13 protein-coding genes are annotated in these 15,813 nt (G+C 69.6%); 7 read left to right on the top strand and 6 right to left on the bottom strand.

Going from position 1 to position 15,813, the window contains the following annotated elements:
* Positions 1-153: 153 nt before the first annotated feature.
* Entirely contained in the window at positions 154-2,721 is a 2,568-nt protein-coding gene (locus tag ACIRL2_RS48975; RefSeq protein ID WP_402241882.1) for a WD40 repeat domain-containing protein, read from the top strand.
* Here the strand turns inward: ACIRL2_RS48975 and ACIRL2_RS48970 are convergent.
* A complete protein-coding gene (locus ACIRL2_RS48970) occupies positions 2,624-3,166 on the bottom strand; it encodes a histidine kinase dimerization/phospho-acceptor domain-containing protein (protein ID WP_402241881.1) in 543 nt (180 codons plus the stop codon). The two genes, ACIRL2_RS48975 and ACIRL2_RS48970, sit on opposite strands and share 98 nt — an antisense overlap.
* A 181-nt stretch (positions 3,167-3,347) precedes the next feature.
* On the bottom strand, positions 3,348-3,890 hold the full coding sequence (locus ACIRL2_RS48965) for a CHASE3 domain-containing protein (RefSeq protein ID WP_402241879.1): 543 nt from the start codon (positions 3,888-3,890) through the stop codon (positions 3,348-3,350).
* A 49-nt stretch (positions 3,891-3,939) separates the two neighbouring features.
* Here ACIRL2_RS48965 and ACIRL2_RS48960 point away from each other — a divergent pair, with 49 nt between their 5' ends.
* Together ACIRL2_RS48960 and ACIRL2_RS48955 are read left to right on the top strand one after the other, a co-directional pair.
* Positions 3,940-4,296, top strand: a complete 357-nt coding sequence (locus ACIRL2_RS48960) for a transposase (protein WP_402241878.1) — start codon at positions 3,940-3,942, stop codon at positions 4,294-4,296.
* Positions 4,297-4,349: 53 nt separating this feature from the next.
* On the top strand, positions 4,350-4,847 hold the full coding sequence (locus ACIRL2_RS48955) for an IS3 family transposase (protein ID WP_402241876.1): 498 nt from the start codon (positions 4,350-4,352) through the stop codon (positions 4,845-4,847).
* A gap of 480 nt (positions 4,848-5,327) precedes the next feature.
* On the opposite strand, the gene ACIRL2_RS48950 is transcribed toward ACIRL2_RS48955, so the two are convergent.
* Complete coding sequence (locus ACIRL2_RS48950; protein WP_402241873.1) at positions 5,328-6,197, bottom strand: hypothetical protein; 870 nt, start codon at positions 6,195-6,197, stop codon at positions 5,328-5,330.
* A gap of 409 nt (positions 6,198-6,606) precedes the next feature.
* On the opposite strand from ACIRL2_RS48950, the gene ACIRL2_RS48945 reads away from it, so the two are divergent.
* Positions 6,607-7,278 (top strand): helicase associated domain-containing protein, encoded by a 672-nt coding sequence (locus ACIRL2_RS48945; RefSeq protein ID WP_402241920.1) that lies wholly within the window; start codon positions 6,607-6,609, stop codon positions 7,276-7,278.
* An 896-nt stretch (positions 7,279-8,174) separates the two neighbouring features.
* Here the strand turns inward: ACIRL2_RS48945 and ACIRL2_RS48940 are convergent.
* From ACIRL2_RS48940 to ACIRL2_RS48930, 3 genes are all read right to left on the bottom strand, one after another.
* Positions 8,175-8,723, bottom strand: coding sequence for a helix-turn-helix domain-containing protein (locus ACIRL2_RS48940; RefSeq protein WP_395874121.1), 549 nt, complete (start codon positions 8,721-8,723; stop codon positions 8,175-8,177).
* A gap of 39 nt (positions 8,724-8,762) precedes the next feature.
* Positions 8,763-9,137: a RidA family protein gene (locus tag ACIRL2_RS48935; RefSeq protein ID WP_395874123.1), complete on the bottom strand. Its 375-nt coding sequence runs from the start codon at positions 9,135-9,137 to the stop codon at positions 8,763-8,765.
* An 88-nt stretch (positions 9,138-9,225) separates the two neighbouring features.
* On the bottom strand, positions 9,226-10,374 hold the full coding sequence (locus ACIRL2_RS48930; protein ID WP_402241870.1) for an urea transporter: 1,149 nt from the start codon (positions 10,372-10,374) through the stop codon (positions 9,226-9,228).
* A 723-nt stretch (positions 10,375-11,097) separates the two neighbouring features.
* On the opposite strand from ACIRL2_RS48930, the gene ACIRL2_RS48925 reads away from it, so the two are divergent.
* The 3 genes from ACIRL2_RS48925 (at position 11,098) to ACIRL2_RS48915 (ending at position 15,797) form a co-directional block, all read left to right on the top strand.
* Positions 11,098-12,717 carry an amidohydrolase gene (locus tag ACIRL2_RS48925; protein ID WP_402241867.1) on the top strand — a complete coding sequence of 540 codons (1,620 nt, stop codon included), beginning with the start codon at positions 11,098-11,100 and terminating at the stop codon, positions 12,715-12,717.
* Positions 12,718-12,841: 124 nt separating this feature from the next.
* Positions 12,842-14,230: an amidase gene (locus ACIRL2_RS48920; protein ID WP_402241864.1), complete on the top strand. Its 1,389-nt coding sequence runs from the start codon at positions 12,842-12,844 to the stop codon at positions 14,228-14,230.
* Between the two features lie 139 nt (positions 14,231-14,369).
* Entirely contained in the window at positions 14,370-15,797 is a 1,428-nt protein-coding gene (locus tag ACIRL2_RS48915; RefSeq protein ID WP_402241861.1) for an MFS transporter, read from the top strand.
* Positions 15,798-15,813: the final 16 nt, after the last annotated feature.

Genomic DNA, 15,813 nt, shown 5'->3' with positions numbered 1-15,813 from the left:
CAGAAGGCGGCTGCCTTGTCGATCGTGCCTGGCGTACCCACTGATGCCCTCGGCCAGGATGTCCTCGCCCGGATCGCCCGCTTGAATGGCCGGATCCCCGAGGAATTTCGGCCACGTGACCGGGTTGTACGCACGCCTGCGGGCGAGCACCCCGTGCCGCCCGCGGTGCAGGTGGTGCTCGCAGTGGTGTGGCCGTCGTGGCAACGCCTCGCCACCGACGACGAGTTCGGGTGGGAGGTTCACCTGCCCGCAGAGTGCGAAGTCGAAGCCGGACTGGTCGCCGAGGAGATTCCCCGGGCCTGGTATGCGATCGGCCACGACGACGGGCAGTGGTATCTCCTCGTCGATCTCGCCGAGGCCGAGGCGGACGGTGATTTCCGTGTTCACCGGGTGGACCACGAGGGTGGAGACCGGGTTGGGGCGGGCCGCCGGCTCTCCACGCTGCTTGGCGAACTACGGCCGCTGAGCGCGCATTTGGTCTTCCCCGACGCGGATGCCGATCCCGGGGTCCCGGGGGATGAGCCCGTAGTGGACGCGCACACGCTTGTCCACGCCGACCCGAACGATCTGCTGCCTCTTCTGGATCACGTCACCTCGGTCGAGACCCGACTGGCCGCCGACGTCTACCGCACGTCCGCCGACCGCCACCGCGCCGCCGGCCTCGTGACCCGCCGCCAACTCCTGACCATGGACGCCGCGCGCTGGGGCGCGAACGACCTCGCCCGCGCCATCGCGGCCGTCCCGATCCCCGACGCGCCCGCGGAGACCTGGACCGTCGAATGGGCGTGCGGCGCCCGGCTCGACTCGCGTGTGCGCGCACGGTTCGACGTCGGCGGCAGCCAGGTGACCGCCGTGGTCCAGGACAGGCCGGTCCTGGTCACGCTGAGCGGGGCGACGTTGCACGTGCACGACCTGGCCACGGGCGCGGCCGTGGTCGAGGCCGAATTGAAGTCGACGCAGGAATTCCAAGCCCTCGCTGTCACCGAGTCGGACGGCCGCTGGATCGTCGTCACCGGCGCCGAATGCACCGGTTGGTGTGACCGCAACGGATGCGGCGGCAGGTGTGGCGGGCTCGTCCAGCGTTGGAACCTGACCGATGGCACCGCGATCGGCGATCCGCTCACCGGGCACCTGGGCAGCACGAAGGCGGTGGCGGTGGCCCGTGTGGCCGGTGAGCAGGTGATCGTCAGCGGGGGCGGCGACCGCGTACTGCGCATGTGGGACCTGCGTACGGGTGCCCCGCTCGGCACCCCCACGGCGGAGCGGCCGGAGATCGACGAGCCCGGCGCGATCACCGCGATCGCCGTCGGCGAGGCGGCCGGCCGACCCATCGCGGTCACCGGAGCCCAGGACGGCACCGGCCTGGTGTGGGACCTCGAAAGCGGCGGAACCCTCGGCCCGGCCCTGACCACCGACGACCCCGACCGCGTGGACGCCTGGATCTCCAGCGCCGCCATCGCGTCCATAGACGGCCGACCGACCGTGGTGACCAGCGGCGACGACGAGGTACGCCTGTGGGACCCGCAGACCGGGGAGCAACTCGGCGACGCCCTCGGCGACGGCTGCGTCAAGTCCGCCCTCGCCGAGATCGACGGCCGGAGCGTCATCGTGACCGCCCACTCCGGGGGTGTCGTCAGTGTGTGGGACGCGAGTGACCGGCATGCCGTCGGCAGGCCCGTCTCGGTCTCGGCGGACTCGCGCGGATTCGTCGACAGGGTGACCACAGCGGTCGTATCCGGGCGTGTGGTCGCGCTGGTCGGCACGCACCGGCACACGTTCGTGGTGGACCTGGGCGCCGATTCCACCCCCGTCGCGGGGCCTCGCCGGGGGCACGACCGGGAGATCCTCGACGTCGCGGCAGGTGAGACGGATTCGGGGGCGTATCTGGTCACCGGCGGTGGTGACGGCAGTGCGCGCGTGTGGGACCTTGCCGACGGCACCGAGCTGTGCCCGCCGCTCATCGGGCACTTGATCCGTGTCGACAGCGTCGCCACGACGATTCTCGACGATCGGCCCGCAGTCGTGACGTCCGACGGAGCCAGGCTGCGGGTCTGGGATCCGTCCACCGGCGAACTCACGCGCACCGTACGCGTGAACCGCCGTGGGTCCGGCCACCGGGTGCTGAACGTGTCCACCACCGAACACAACGGCCGCCCGGTGGCCCTCACCGCCGGAAACGACGGCCGCGTGCTCGGATGGAACCTGGACGACGGCACCCCGGCCGGCCTGCCCCCGTTGACCGGACACGCCGAGTACATCAGGGCCGCCCTGCCCATGACGGTCGGCGGGCGACGCGTGGTCGCGGTAGACGACGGTGCCACCGTGCGGATCCAGGATCCGGAGTCCGGCGAGACGACACGTACCCTCCGGTACGAGCACAAGGTCGAGCATCTGACCGTCATCGCCTCACCCGTGCGCCCGCTCGTGATCACCGCCCTCCACAACACACTCCACGTCCGGGATCCCGAAACCGGAGAGCACGTGGGGTCCGTCGACACGGGCGACAGGGTACGCGCGATATCCGCCACCGAGATCGACGGACACCCGCTGGTGGTCACAACCGGCGACCGGCGAACCATCCGACTGTGGAACGCCACAACATGCCGACAGGTGGGCACAACCCTCACCGTCCCGGAGGAAATCGGCGCCCTCGCTCTGCTCCCCGACGGCCGCCTCGCCATCGCCTTCGGACCCGGGATCGCCCTACTCTCCATGCGTTGACCGGCGCGCCGCCATACGACGCCGGCCATGCCGCGCTCACCGCGATCGGCGCCTGCACCGGGCCATACCATCGACCGGGCCGTGGCGGTGACCGTCCGGGACAGGTTCTGCCAGAGCATGCCCATCTGCGTGGGGTCGGCGACCAGGGTCGGCAGCGGGTCGTGGGTGATCGTCGCCCCGGCCTCCTCGACACCGACGCTCGGCGCGGACAGGGTCTCCTCCAGCACATCGTCCAGGGGACGCTCCGCAGGGCGTTGTGGAACCTTCCCACGCGGGAGAACTCGAGCAGGTAGTTGATCAGGCCCTGCATGCGGTTCGCACCGTCGACCGCGAAGTCGATGTACTGGTCCGCCCGCTCGTCGAGTTGCCCTCCGTAGCGCCGTTTGAGCAACTGGGTGAAGCTGGAGACCTTGTGCAGCGGCTCCTGCAGGTCGTGGGAGGCCACGTAGGCGAACGTGTTCCAACTCGGCGTTGGATCGCTGGAGGTCGGCCGCCCGCGAGTCCAGGTGCAGGCGTGCCTCCTCGGTGTAGGCGAGTTCGCGCACCAGGCGCCGGCGCATGAAGTCGATCTCGCCGCTGAGGCGCCGCATGTCGGCGGGGCCGTCGCGGTGATGGGGTGGTCGAAGTCACCGCCGGCGATGGTGCGGCATCGGTCTCGAGGCGTTCCAGCGGCGTGCGGATACCGCGGCGCAACCCTCGAAGACCAGGGCCGCCAGGACCGCGATGAGCACCGCGATCGCGCCGAAGACCCAGTTCCGCAGGGCCGTCGTGGCCATCAGGTCGTCCCTGGCCCGGGCGCGGTCCGCACGCCGCCGTTCCCGCCGGCTGCTCGAGGCGGCGCGCACCTGGTCGAAAGCACCTTGCCCTCTGCTGCCCGTTCGGTGGCCAGGGACGACGGCGCGCCGGGCGGCGCGGCGGCGGGCGATCCTTTCCTGCCACCTCCCCACCGCGTCCCGCACCGCCACGAGATCACGCAGGCCAGCGGGGTCGCCGCGCAACAGCTCCGTCAGCTGCGCGGTGTCCGCTTCCTGCTCGAGTAGTCCCTGCCGAAAGGGGGTCACGAACTCCGGGATGCCGGTGAGCCCGTATCCGCGGATTCCGGTTTCCTCGTTGAGCAGGGCCGATTCCAGGCGCAGGGCGGTGGACAGGGCCGGGGGCCGCACGTCCACGAGGTCTTCGCTTATCGACCCGGCCCGCCCCAGGTGAACCGCTCCGAGTTTGATCGAGACTCTGGCTCTTGAGAGAATCGGACGAATCATGCCGAAGCACCATCCAAGGGACCTCAAGGAGCGGGCCGTACGCCTGGTGCTGGAGTCCCGTGACCGGTACAAGTCCGAGCACGCGGCGATCCGATCGATCGCCGCCAAGCTCGACGTGGGACCCGAGTCGCTGCGCCATTGGGTACGCCGGGCGGAGGTCGACGCCGGTCACCGGCCCGGGACCACAACAGAGGAATCCGCGCAACTCAAGGCGTTGAAAAAGGAGAACGCCGAACTCAAGCGCGCGAACGAAATCCTCAAGGCCGCGGCGTCTTTCTTCACGGCCGAGCTCGACCGGCCACACACGCGCTCGTAGCCTCCATCGACGAGCACCGGGACCGCTTCGGCGGAGTCGAGCCGATCTGCACCGTGCTCACCGCACACGACTGCGGCATCCACCCGAGCACCTACCACGCGCACAAGAAGCACACCCCCTCGGCACGATCCCTTCGCGACGCGGAACTGACCGCCCTGATCGCGAACGTCCACGAAACCAACCACGGCGTCCACGGAGTCCGCAAGGTCTGGGCCGAGTTGAAGCGCCGCGGCCACACCGACGTCGCCCGATGCACCGTCGCCCGGCCGATGAAGGACGCCGGGCTCTCCGGCGCCGTCCGCGGCCGGAAGGTCCGCACCACCGAACCGGACCCGACCGCCACACGGGCGCCGGACCCGTTGCGACGCGACTTCGTCGCGACGGCGCCGAACCGCCTGTGGGTGGCCGACTTCACCCACGTCCCCGCATGGGCCGGCACCGTCCACGTCGCGTTCGTCGTGGACACCTTCTCCCGCCGCGTCGTCGGCTGGTCGGCCGCCACCGACAAGCGGACCGACCTCGTACTCTCCGCGTTCGAAATGGGCCTGTGACAGCGCGACCGCACGCAACACCCCGTCCTGCACCGGGAGTTGATCCATCACAGCGACACCGGCTCGCAAGGCGGATTCAACCGGTCGTCGCAACACCTTGATCACGGAGGTGTTGGATGGGACGGCCGAGGAAGCTGATGCGGCAGGTGCCGGCCGGGGCGCGACGGCAGTGGGCCGCGGATCGGGCGATGCGGGCGCCGATGCGTATGTCTTGGCCTCTTCAGTGCGCGAGGACAGGAGCGTTTCCGTCGTTCTGGGTTCGGTCGTTCAGTGATGGCCCCGGACCCTGCACATCCTCGACGGCATCACCCGGCTCCACGCTCTCCCCACACCCACCTGAGCACCGAACCGACCACCCCGACGAGACGAGGCACCCCCGGTTCCGCGAATGCGGTTGCGTGCGCTGCCTCGCCCCTGATGCCGGGACTTCCCAGGCCACCGGCTACCGCCACCTCCACGAGGGCTTCGACGTCCTCGGGCTCACAAACCCAACAGGGCGGCCCGGGCCTGGTGATCGAACCACTCCCCGAAACGGTCTCCGTGATTCGCACCGTCCGGGCTCAGAGTGACGACCAGCGGGTCTACGGTCGAATTCTGCTCGTGGAGATCGACGAAGTATGATTCCGCCGCCGAATTGTCATGACCGAAGTAGAAACACGCGTCGAAGACACCCTCGTTCAGATCCTCCAGAGTGAAGTCCTCTTCCTCCTCGTCCGGTTCGGCCCCTTCGTAGCGTTCACGCAACAGGTCGCCCAGATTCTCGGTGCCCGGCGAGTCGAATCGAAGGCTCGTGTCACCGGCGTGCAGTGAGCGGTGCGCTGCCGCCAGAGCGCGGATCGACACGGGAATGGTCTCGTCGTCGGAACGCCGGTCGGCCGGGGGGCCGGACCACATTACGTTGATCGCGCCGGCGCCGGGCCCCGGCTCATCGATGTCGCTCAGCCTTTGGGCTTGCGTCCCACGGGGTATACGACGAGAACGCGAGAAGTAGGCCACGTGATCCCCACCTCGTAACCGAACCACCACGAGGCCGAATATCTCCCGGCGGATGGCGGCCACCCACTCGGGGAAATACTCCGCCGCCTGCCCCCAGATGTTGTCGAGCGCTTGCCCCAGAGTCGCCGCCCCGGAATCCGGCCATCCGCCCGGCTGCAACGGAACGTCGGCGTGGCCCCCTCGGAACAATCGTCCGCGAACCTCGACGCCTTCGTTTGATTCTCCCCCACGGTGGACGGCTTCGAGAGTGGCATCCGCGAGGCTCGCCGGACTCCAACTTCCCTCGGTCCTCAAGGCCCTTCGCAGGAAGAACTCGATGTTCCCGGCCACCCGGGAGTCGATTCGATCGCTCATGCCGTCAAGGGTACGCACGCGCATTCCCGGGGCCGACAACGACCGCCGGCACCGGTCCCGCACCTCAACCGTGAAGCCGGACCGAAGGAGGCCGAGGTTCGAGGCCGCAACCTCCCGGGGCATCACCCCTCCCCTACCCCTGCCGGGGCGCACGGCGGCCGCCGCCCGACGCGGAGAGCCGTTGCTCGTCCACATCGTGTTCCGGCACATCGGCATCGACACGAACGAGGCAACGGACACCGGTACCTGGTGACCATCCCTTGAAGCGTTGCGCGCGCACGCCCCGGAACTCGTCGAAGCACTCGCCGTCCCCCGGGTAGCGGCACGCGGCGCAGCCCGGGCAGCCGTCGACGACGCATCCGACGGCTACGCGGACAACACGGCCGAGGGCGGCGCGGCGGCGGGCGATGTGGGCACCGAGGAGGGCGTGGGCGGGGCCCTGGAGGGTCCGGGTGGGTTGCCGGGCATCGATGGGTCGGGTGAGGGCGTGGCGGTCGAGACGCGGCCGTTCCCGCGGTTCTCGAGCCCGCGTGATCCGGCGGCGGCGGACTTCGTGCGGCTGCGGGTCATCGACCCGGACGAACGCGACTGGAACCGCGGCTACCTCGCCGCACGCCGCTTCCCGCACGTACACAACCACCGCAGGATTCCGCTGAATGCGCGCGACGGGCACGACCACGGATACCCGGTCGGGCAATGGGCCGCCGTCCAACGAAAGCGGTACGCCGCCGGACGCCTCGACAAGCGGCGCACCCGCGCGCTCGTCATGCTCGGGATGGTGTGGTCACACCCCGACGCCGCCTTCGACGACGGACTCACCGTCGCGCGCCGGCGGCGGGAAGCGGCGGCGTGCGGGACGTGCCCGGGACCGAAGACACCGGCGGCGGAGGCGACTTCGCGTTCATGGGCGCAAGCACACCCGCCCTCGACCCGGCCGACACAGGAATGTGCATCCCCACCACAGCCAGGCCACGCATGTGCTAGCGCTCTTGGGCACGCCACGACAGCAGTTCGGTCACCCCGTGACAGCGATGAATCGCTTTCTCGGTGCCATGGTCGCACCGCAGGTTGCGCCGCCTGACTGGAACGACGGTGGTAGGAACACCCTCGTGCGGCTTGTGGATGATCACCGGCGCGCGATCCCACCGGGACGGGCGGCAACGGCATCCGGAACCCGGGTGGGCGTCCGAACTCCTGGGCAAGGCCTCCGGCCGTGCCGAACACGGCCCTTCGACCCTTGACGACTTCCGCATCCGGCCTCCCGGTGCGACGGCGGATTGCGCTCCAGCTGAGGTAGCGGCGTCAGTTCGTTTTGACGTCACTTGGGCAGCGCCGAGAAACGGCTCCCGCACTCAGCAAAAAAGCCACCCTCGCGGCTCCGTAGTCACCCTCAGCCGAAAACCTCAGTAGCCCGGCCAGGGCTGGCCATATCTCGGTTGACGGAGAGCAACGTCCGCCGCCATCCGTCCAATTTGGCCTCGTGGGCCCAGCCCGACCCGGTGGGGACCCGGTCGACACGGGTGGCGAGGGCGACGTCGACGGGGAGCGTAAGGGCGGGCATCCCCGCCCGTACCCCGGACCCGGACCCGGCCTCGTCATCCGGAGCCGCGGGCGCACGCCGTCGCGGTCACCGTGGGGTGGCGTCGGACCGCGCCCCCGAAGGGTCACGGCTGGACCGGGAGACGCCTCCCGTGTTCGGTTTCACGGTGAATGGCCGGCCGGCGCTGCTCGGGACTCAGTGGTGGGGCGCGGCCATCGGATTCTCCTCGCGTCGTGTACCGGAACCGCCCCATCGAGGCGATTTCTCTCTTTCAGGATCCCGACGGGTGCACGGTCGAACTCGAGGCGGCCGCGCGACCGAACGGCGCCCGCCTGGCGTGAAGTTGTCGCGACGGGGCGGAGACGGTGCGGGGCAGTCGCGTGGGCGACCGCGGGTGGACCGATCGTGGCAGTGGTCGGTCCACCCGCGGTGGGGTGTCAGCTGCGGCGGATGATCACCAGGAGTAGTACGGCGGGGACGTCGCCCGCGTTGCAGATGGCGTGGGCGACATCGCCCGGTAGAACGGCCATGTCCCCCTGTGTCAAGGCCACTTCGTGGGTGCCCGCTCGTACGGTGACACCGCCGCTCAAGATGGTGAAGACTTCGCGGGTTCCCGGTTCGTGGGGAGGGAAGGGCCCCGCGGTATTGCCCGCCTGGACGGTGTAGCGGACCATCTCGACGCCGTCCATTGCGGGAAAGAGCGACTCACGGACCGCGCCCGTGTTCTCGTCGACCATCGCGACGCTGCTCGTCCCGCGAAGGATCTGGACCGGTGGGATGACGTGTTGCCCCAGCAGCTCGGACAGGGGCGTCGCCAACGCGTCCGCGATGGCGACCGCGGTGCCCAGGCCCGGCCTTCGCTCACCGCGTTCGATCTTGGACAGCGACGCCCTCGACACCCCGCTCTTCTCGGCGAGGGCCTCCAGGGTCAGCCCCGCCTGCCTGCGGCGATGACGCACGGACGCGCCGAAACTGGCGTCTACCACTTGATCCTCACCATTGGGCTTGTCGCCCCTTCGTCACGATCACTCCGATGTTGCCACCGCGTCGATCTCCACCGCCAGGTCGCCCAGGAGGCGGCTGACCTCGAGCGTCGCCCTGGCCGGGCGATGGTCACCGAACACCGCAGCGTACACAGTGTTCACCTCGGCGTAGTCCGAGAGGTCGGCGAGGTAGATGGTGGTCTTGAGCACCTGCCCCAGCGAGGAGCCCGAATCGATCAGTACCCGTTCGAGGTTGCGCAGGACGATCGCCGTCTGCTCACCGGCCGGCAGGTGCGAGAGCGGCTTCGATGTGTCGGCGTCGAGCGCCAGTTGCCCGGCGCAAAAGACCAGGTTTCCCGCCGTCTGGACGTGACTGTACGGGCCCAGGGGCTGGGGGAGGTGTTCCGAGTTGGTCATTGTTTGTTTCCTCCGGATCTCTTTTTGTAGAATATTCTTCTATCGTGGACCTGGCAAGAGAGCATGGCCGCGACGTCGCGACGGAAGCTCAGACGGTGCGTGCCGCCCGGTCGAGTTCCGTGCCCTGCGGGGTGGCGGTCTCGATCGGTCCCTCGCCCGACTCCGTCGGAGCGGGTGCCGCCGCCACGACGCCGCCGACTTTCGATTTGAGCACGGTGACGACCGGCACGATCAGGCAGTAGGCCAGGGAGAGTGAGGACGGCAGACCCCACACACGCATCACGGCGTTGAGGGCGCTGAAGACGACGCAACTGCCGGCGGCGGCGGCAATGCCGAGCACTGCGGATTTGACCGAGGGGGTCAGGAACACTCCCCCGATCGCCATGCAGACCAGGGCGCCGTTGAGGCCCACGACCCCGACGTAGACGAGGAAGCCGTCGAAGCCCATCAGAGTCGCGGTGGCGACCGCGGCGGCGGAGCCCAACAGCGCCAGGGCTGCGAGCAGTCGCGAGAACAGGGCTATGGCGACGAGAAACACCAACGCCGCGGGGACGCTCTCCAGGAAGAACAACTGGCTGATGCCGTGCAGCACCGCGCGTACATGATCCGTCAAGGAATCGGTGCCCGCGATCGCCGCAGGAGTGTCTCGCAGGGTGGGATCGACCGAGAGGGGACGGGTGGGATCCGGAGGGGTCACGTAGGGGCGCAGGTGAGTGACGTCGGCCTGCTGGAGCGCGATGACCAGCATCATCAGCACGCCGTTCATCGGCAGGGCCAGCGGGGGCACCCCCCAGGTGCGCGTCATGAAGCACATGAGCGCCCCCATGGTCAGCGCCGTCACCGCGGCGGCGGCCGCTGCCAGGGCCAGCACGGTCGGACTCCACGAAGGCGCGAGCAGGACCCCCGCCCCCGCTCCGGTCAACGCGCCGTTGAACCCGTAAAGGCCCAGGCGCGCGTCGGCGCGGTCGAAGCCCAGCAGGGCGGCTGTTGCGGTCGACGCCACCACTCCCACCGAGACGAGCGCGCCGAACCAGGGCGACACCCACCACACGGTGACGAGCATGATGGTGCCGGTCAGCGGATTGCCGAGGAAGCCGGCCATGCCGACGCCGCGCAGACAGTTGGTCAGGAAATCGAGTGCGGGATGCTCGGCACATCGAGCCGACAGATTCGGCACGACGCCGGTGAGGGTCTGTCTGGTCAGCGGTGGCCTGATGGTACGGCGGGCGTTGCCCATGGTGTCTCTCCTTGACGGGCCGGTCGTGAATACACCCGACCGACGCGGGCGTCGGGTTGAGCTGCGTCGGTCGCCGGGGCGGCCTCGCCGGAGTAGGGGCGGCAGGCTTGCCCCTTCGAAGCGTGAACCGGTCGCGACGGCGTGCGGCGGGGGACCTGCCGGTTGATCGAGCGGCGGGGGGAATGTGGTCGCGCGGGGCCGGTTCGCGACTCCTCGGCGCGGAGTGCGGTTCGTGGCCTCGATCGTCGGTTCCGGGAAGGAGTGACCGGACGTGAGGTGGACTGGGCGACCGCCGTATGGCATCGGACTGGCTGCGTGTGTTCACGGAGTCCGACGGATGACGCAGGAACGTACAGGCCCCGGACCCGCCCGGCAAGACCCGATTCCGTTCCCTTGTTCTTTCCCGGCGTGAGGTGCCACAGCCAGGGACGCCGGGACCGTCGGGCTGTCACGCGGGCCGAGGATCGAGCGCAGACGGGAGGTGTTCGGCCCACTTCCGGTGTCTCATTCGACGGACCCGACATGCCTTGACCCCGCGTTCCCCAGGGAGTAGAACTTTCTTCATTAGAAGATTAGGCAAGAATTCTGGTCGGGCATAGCCCCCAAAGCACCGCGCACGACAGAAGTCGCGGTCCGTCGACCGAACGCCCCAACGCGGCTCCTCAGGGGCTCGCCGCGCCACCGACAGGTGTCGCTCCTCCTCAGATCCCGGAGAAAGCACCAATGCCACGAACCCCTTCCCCCACTCCTGCGCTGCGGATCTTTCGGGCCCGGCGCATCGTCACCTTCGATCGGGACGCGGAGGCCTTCGCCACGCTCGGGGAACGCGTCATCGACACCGGGACCCTCGCCGACCTGCGCTATCGCTTCCCGCTCGCCGAAATCGTCGACTTGGGCGATCGGCTGGTCGTACCCGGTTTCAACGACGCCCACTGTCATCCTTCGGTCACCGCGGAAACACGGCTGCGACTGGACGTGTCACCCGCGGCCGTGAAGGACGTCGAGGATCTGCGCCGGGTACTGAGCGCCCGTGCGGCCGCCACGCCCGAGGGCGAATGGATCTTCGCCGCCGGGTTCAACCCGGCCCGAAGCGCCGGGAGTCGCATCGACAGGAATTTCCTGGACGCAATCTCCACACGCCATCCGATCGTCGTCGTCCTGTTCAACTGGCACATCGCGGTCGTCAACTCCAAGGCATTGGAATCGACGGGCCTCACGGACGCGTCCGAGGCCCCGGTGGGCGGGGAGTTGGGATTCGACACCGCAGGCAGGCTGGATGGGTGGTTGTACGAACAGGCGTTCCTGGAGCCGTACTGGTCCGGCACCGGGCGTCCCCCGTGGGTCCCCGAGCCGGACCAGGACTCGTTGATGGACGCATTGGTCGAGGAGAACAACCTCCTCCACTCTGTGGGGATCACGTCGTACTGCGACGCGATCGTCACGCCCCGGGTATGGCGCACCTACCAGGCGACGCGCGACGCAGGTCGCTTGACGGCCCGCGTCGGAATGCTGCTGTGGAGCACCTACTTCGACACGGCCGAGGAACTGGGCCTGGGCGCCGGATTCGGCGACGACCGGCTTCGCTTCCTCGGGATCAAGGCCATGTACGACGGGGCATTGAGCGGCGGAACATGCCTGTGCAGCACACCGTACGCCAGCGCCACGGACGGCAGGAACGGCATCCAACTGGTCGACGAGCGGGCCTTCGCCGATCTGGTCGGGGCGGTGCACGCGAAGGGCATGCGCATCGCGGTTCACGCGAACGGAGACCGCGCGATCTCCGAGGTGCTCGACGCCATCGAAGCAGCGCAGGCGGCTTCCCCCGGGGCCGGTCTCAACCACAGGATCGAACACTGCAGCATGGTCGACGATCAGCTGCTGGAACGCATTCGCGCCGCGGGCGTGACCCCCGTGCCGTTCAGTGGTTCCATTCGCCAGCACGGCCCGCAGCTCGTCGGCTTCTATGGTGCGGACCGAGCGGCCACGATCCTGCCGCACCGGTCCTTCCTCGACGCCGGCATCGTCGTCGGGGGCTCCTCCGACTACCCGACGACCCCTATCGCCCCCCTGACCGCCATCGCCTCCATGACCACCCGGGCGACCGCCGAGGGCCAGGTCATCGGCGCCGACCAGCGGATCAGCGTCCTGGAGGCGCTCGAGCTCTACAGTGTGGGATCGGCCCATGCCTGCGGCGAGGGCGACCACAAGGGCCGGCTCGCGCCCGGCTACCTGGCGGACTTCACCGTCTTGGACACCGACATCATCACGGCGGGCCCCGAAGGCGTCAGCGAAGCGAACGTCCTGTCCACGTGGGTCGGCGCCCAACGCGTGTGGTCCTCGTGAACATCCGCCGGCCCGCTCCCCCGGACGCGGCGCCGACACCACACGCCACGGCGCCGCACATATCGCCCGCGAGCGCCCACCGGGGCGCTCGACGAACCGCAGCCAACCGAAGGACCTGGTCCTGATGACCGAAACCCACGGCACCCGGGACGCAGCCCCGGGCAACCGCCCCAGCCTTCCCCACGACGAGGTCCTCCTGGCGAGCGTCGAACACGTAGGCGAACTGTTGAAGACCAGAGCGCTTTCACCGGTCGAACTCACCAAGGCCGCTCTCAATCGCGTCAACCGCCTCAACCCCCGCCTTCGTGCGTTCGTCCACGTCGCGGCAGCCGAGGCCCTCGAGGCGGCGACGCAGTCCGAGAAGCGGCACCGACGCGGCGAGGCTCTCGGGCCCTGGGACGGAATTCCGGTCTCGGTCAAGGACATCTGTGCCGTGGCGGGTCTTCCCCTTGAAGCCGGATCGGCCGTGCTGCGGGGCCATGTCGCCGCATACGACGCCGAGATCGTCCGCGTTCTGCGCGGGACGGGAGCGGTCATCCTGGGAAAGACGTCCCTCGACGAGTTCGCGCTGTCCACCTCGGGCCCCGCCCGCAACCCGCTGAACACGGCGCTGTCCCCTGGGGGTTCCAGCGGCGGGGCGGCGGTGGCGGTAGCAACCGGAATGTCGTTCGCGGACATCGCCACCGACACCGGCGGCAGCGTGCGCATCCCCGCCCACTGCTGCGGAGTCGTCGGCCTGAAACCCACACATTCCCTGCTGCCACTCGACGGCATCGTGCCCCTCGCGCATTCGCTCGACCACGTCGGCATCCTCACCCGCACCCTCGGCGACTCCGCGTCGTTCCTGGCGGCCCTCCAACCCGGGGACGGACCCGCCGTGCCGGCCGACGTGCCGGCCTTCTCCTCCCTGCGCGTCGGCGTGGTCCCGCAACTGCCCATCCGGAGCGACGCGGTTCGCCGCGACTACGAGCACCTGACACAAGTCCTACGCGCCGAGGGAGCCGATGTCCGCGAGGTGTCGCTGCCCAACCTCGACGCCGTGTCCGCCGTACACATGACCGTCCTCAGCGCCGAGATGTCCCGGTACCACCGGCAACGCTTCGGCCCCAAGGAGTCCCGGTACGGCGACGGCATGACCGCGGTGTGCGAGATCGGCGCCGACGTCTCGACCGAGGCTTACACCGCGGCACGGGAGGCCCGCGGGGAGTTGTGCCGTGCGATCGACCGGCTCCTCGAGGACGTGGACGTGCTCGCGCTCCCGACACTGCTCATCGACGTGCCCGAGGCAGACCGTGCGACGGTCACCATCGCCGGGATAGAACAACTCGTCACCCCCGCGATGGTGCGGCTCACCTCCCTGTTCAACCACACCGGGCACCCGGCGGTCACCGTGCCACTGGCCGCGAACCCGGGGGAGCAGCCCTCCTCGGTCCAACTCGTGGCCCCCTACCACCAGGAGCGACGGCTCCTCGCCGCAGCGCAACGCATCCGCGCCGGGATGGCGTCGCGTTGAACGCCCGATCGTCCCGAGGCCGCGCCCGCCATCGGCCGGCCCTCGGGGTCGGGCGAGTCGAGGGATCCACCGCGCTCGCCACGCACGAACGAATCCGGAGGCCACTGTGCCGATGCCATCACGCGAGGTGAGGCCGGACGTGCGAGGCCGCGACGCCACCGCGTTCGTGACCTGCGCCGCGACGCTTCTCGCCTTGATGAACTACACCGCTCCGATGGCCGTGCTGCCGGACATGGCGGCGTCTTTCGACAGCAGTGCCGCCGGCAAGACCTGGATCCTCAACGGCATAGCTGTGGGGCTCGCCGCCACTTTGCTCACTTCGGGCAGCCTGGCGGACAACTTCGGCCGCCGTAGGGTCTTCAGCGCGGGGCTCGTCGCGTTGGCCGCGGCGTCACTGGTGTGCGCCGCAGCTCCTTCGACGGGACTCTTCGTCCTGGGCAGGTTCGCCCAAGGCACCGCGACCGCCGCCGTCATCGCAGCCGGACTCGGCGCACTCGCCAACGCCCACCCGGATGCCCGGGCCCGCACGCGGGCGACCGGTATCTGGGGGGCGATGCTCGGTGCGGGTATCGCCCTCGGGCCGCTGGCGTCCGCCCTGGCCGAGGCACTCGGCGACTGGCGACTGTTCTACGTCGGCCTGGCCGCGAGCTCGGCGGTCCTGGCGGTCGCGGCCGTCGTCCGCATGTCGGAGTCACGAGCGCAACGGCCACGCAGGGTCGACCTCTGGGGCATGATCACGTTGACCGCCGGGGTGGCGCTCCTGATCACGACGCTGACGTTCGGTCGCGAGGGCTGGACACGCCCCGAGACAGGATGGCTCGGCGCGGCCACCGCGGTGATGCTGACCCTGTTCGTCGTGGTGGAGAACCGCCGACGCGAGCCGATGCTGGACATGGCGCTGTTCGCCGATCGCGCCTTCGTCGCGGCCACCACCGGGGCGTTCGCGAACGGATTGGGAACGATCGCCCTGATGAGCTACCTGCCGACCCTGCTCCAGACCACGATGGGTCTCAGCCCCCTGCACACGGCGGAGATCTACACGGCGTGGGCCGGCACCTCCTTCGTCGTCGCGCTCGCCGCTCGACGTTTGGCCGGACGCGTGTCACCGGGCAGTCGCATCACCATCGCGTTGGTGATGGCCGCGGTGGGTGCCCTGGCCATGCTGGGGGCCTGTGGGGCCGATTCCTGGCCCCGTCTGTTGCCCGGTCTGTTCATCGCAGGCATCAGCAGCGGCGTGATGAACGCGACGCTCGCCGGCCAGGCCGTCGCGACGGTGCCGCCGGATCGCACCAGCATGGGCTCCGGCGCCAACAACACGGCGCGGTACATCGGTTCCGCCCTCGGTGTGGCCATCGTCGTCACGGTGTCAACCGGGAGCGCGGACGCGGCCGAGGGGGCCGACGCCGCACTGTGGGTCTCCGCGGCCATGTCCGCGGTCTGCGCCTGCCTCGTTCTGGCGACGCGCCTTCGACACCCCGGTCGCGCCGAGGCAGCACCTTCCGGCCCCGGCCGCGCGCCCGAGCGGCCCGTCGCCCGCTCGACGTCGGCGTCGGGCCGTCGCGAGTGAAAACGGGTACCGGGGT

Origin of the sequence: Embleya sp. NPDC127516 (assembly GCF_044765325.1) — a bacterium.
Taxonomy (GTDB): Bacteria; Actinomycetota; Actinomycetes; order Streptomycetales; family Streptomycetaceae; genus Embleya.
The sequence above is the reverse complement of the archived record's forward strand: the minus strand, read 5'-3'. Positions and strand labels throughout refer to the sequence as shown.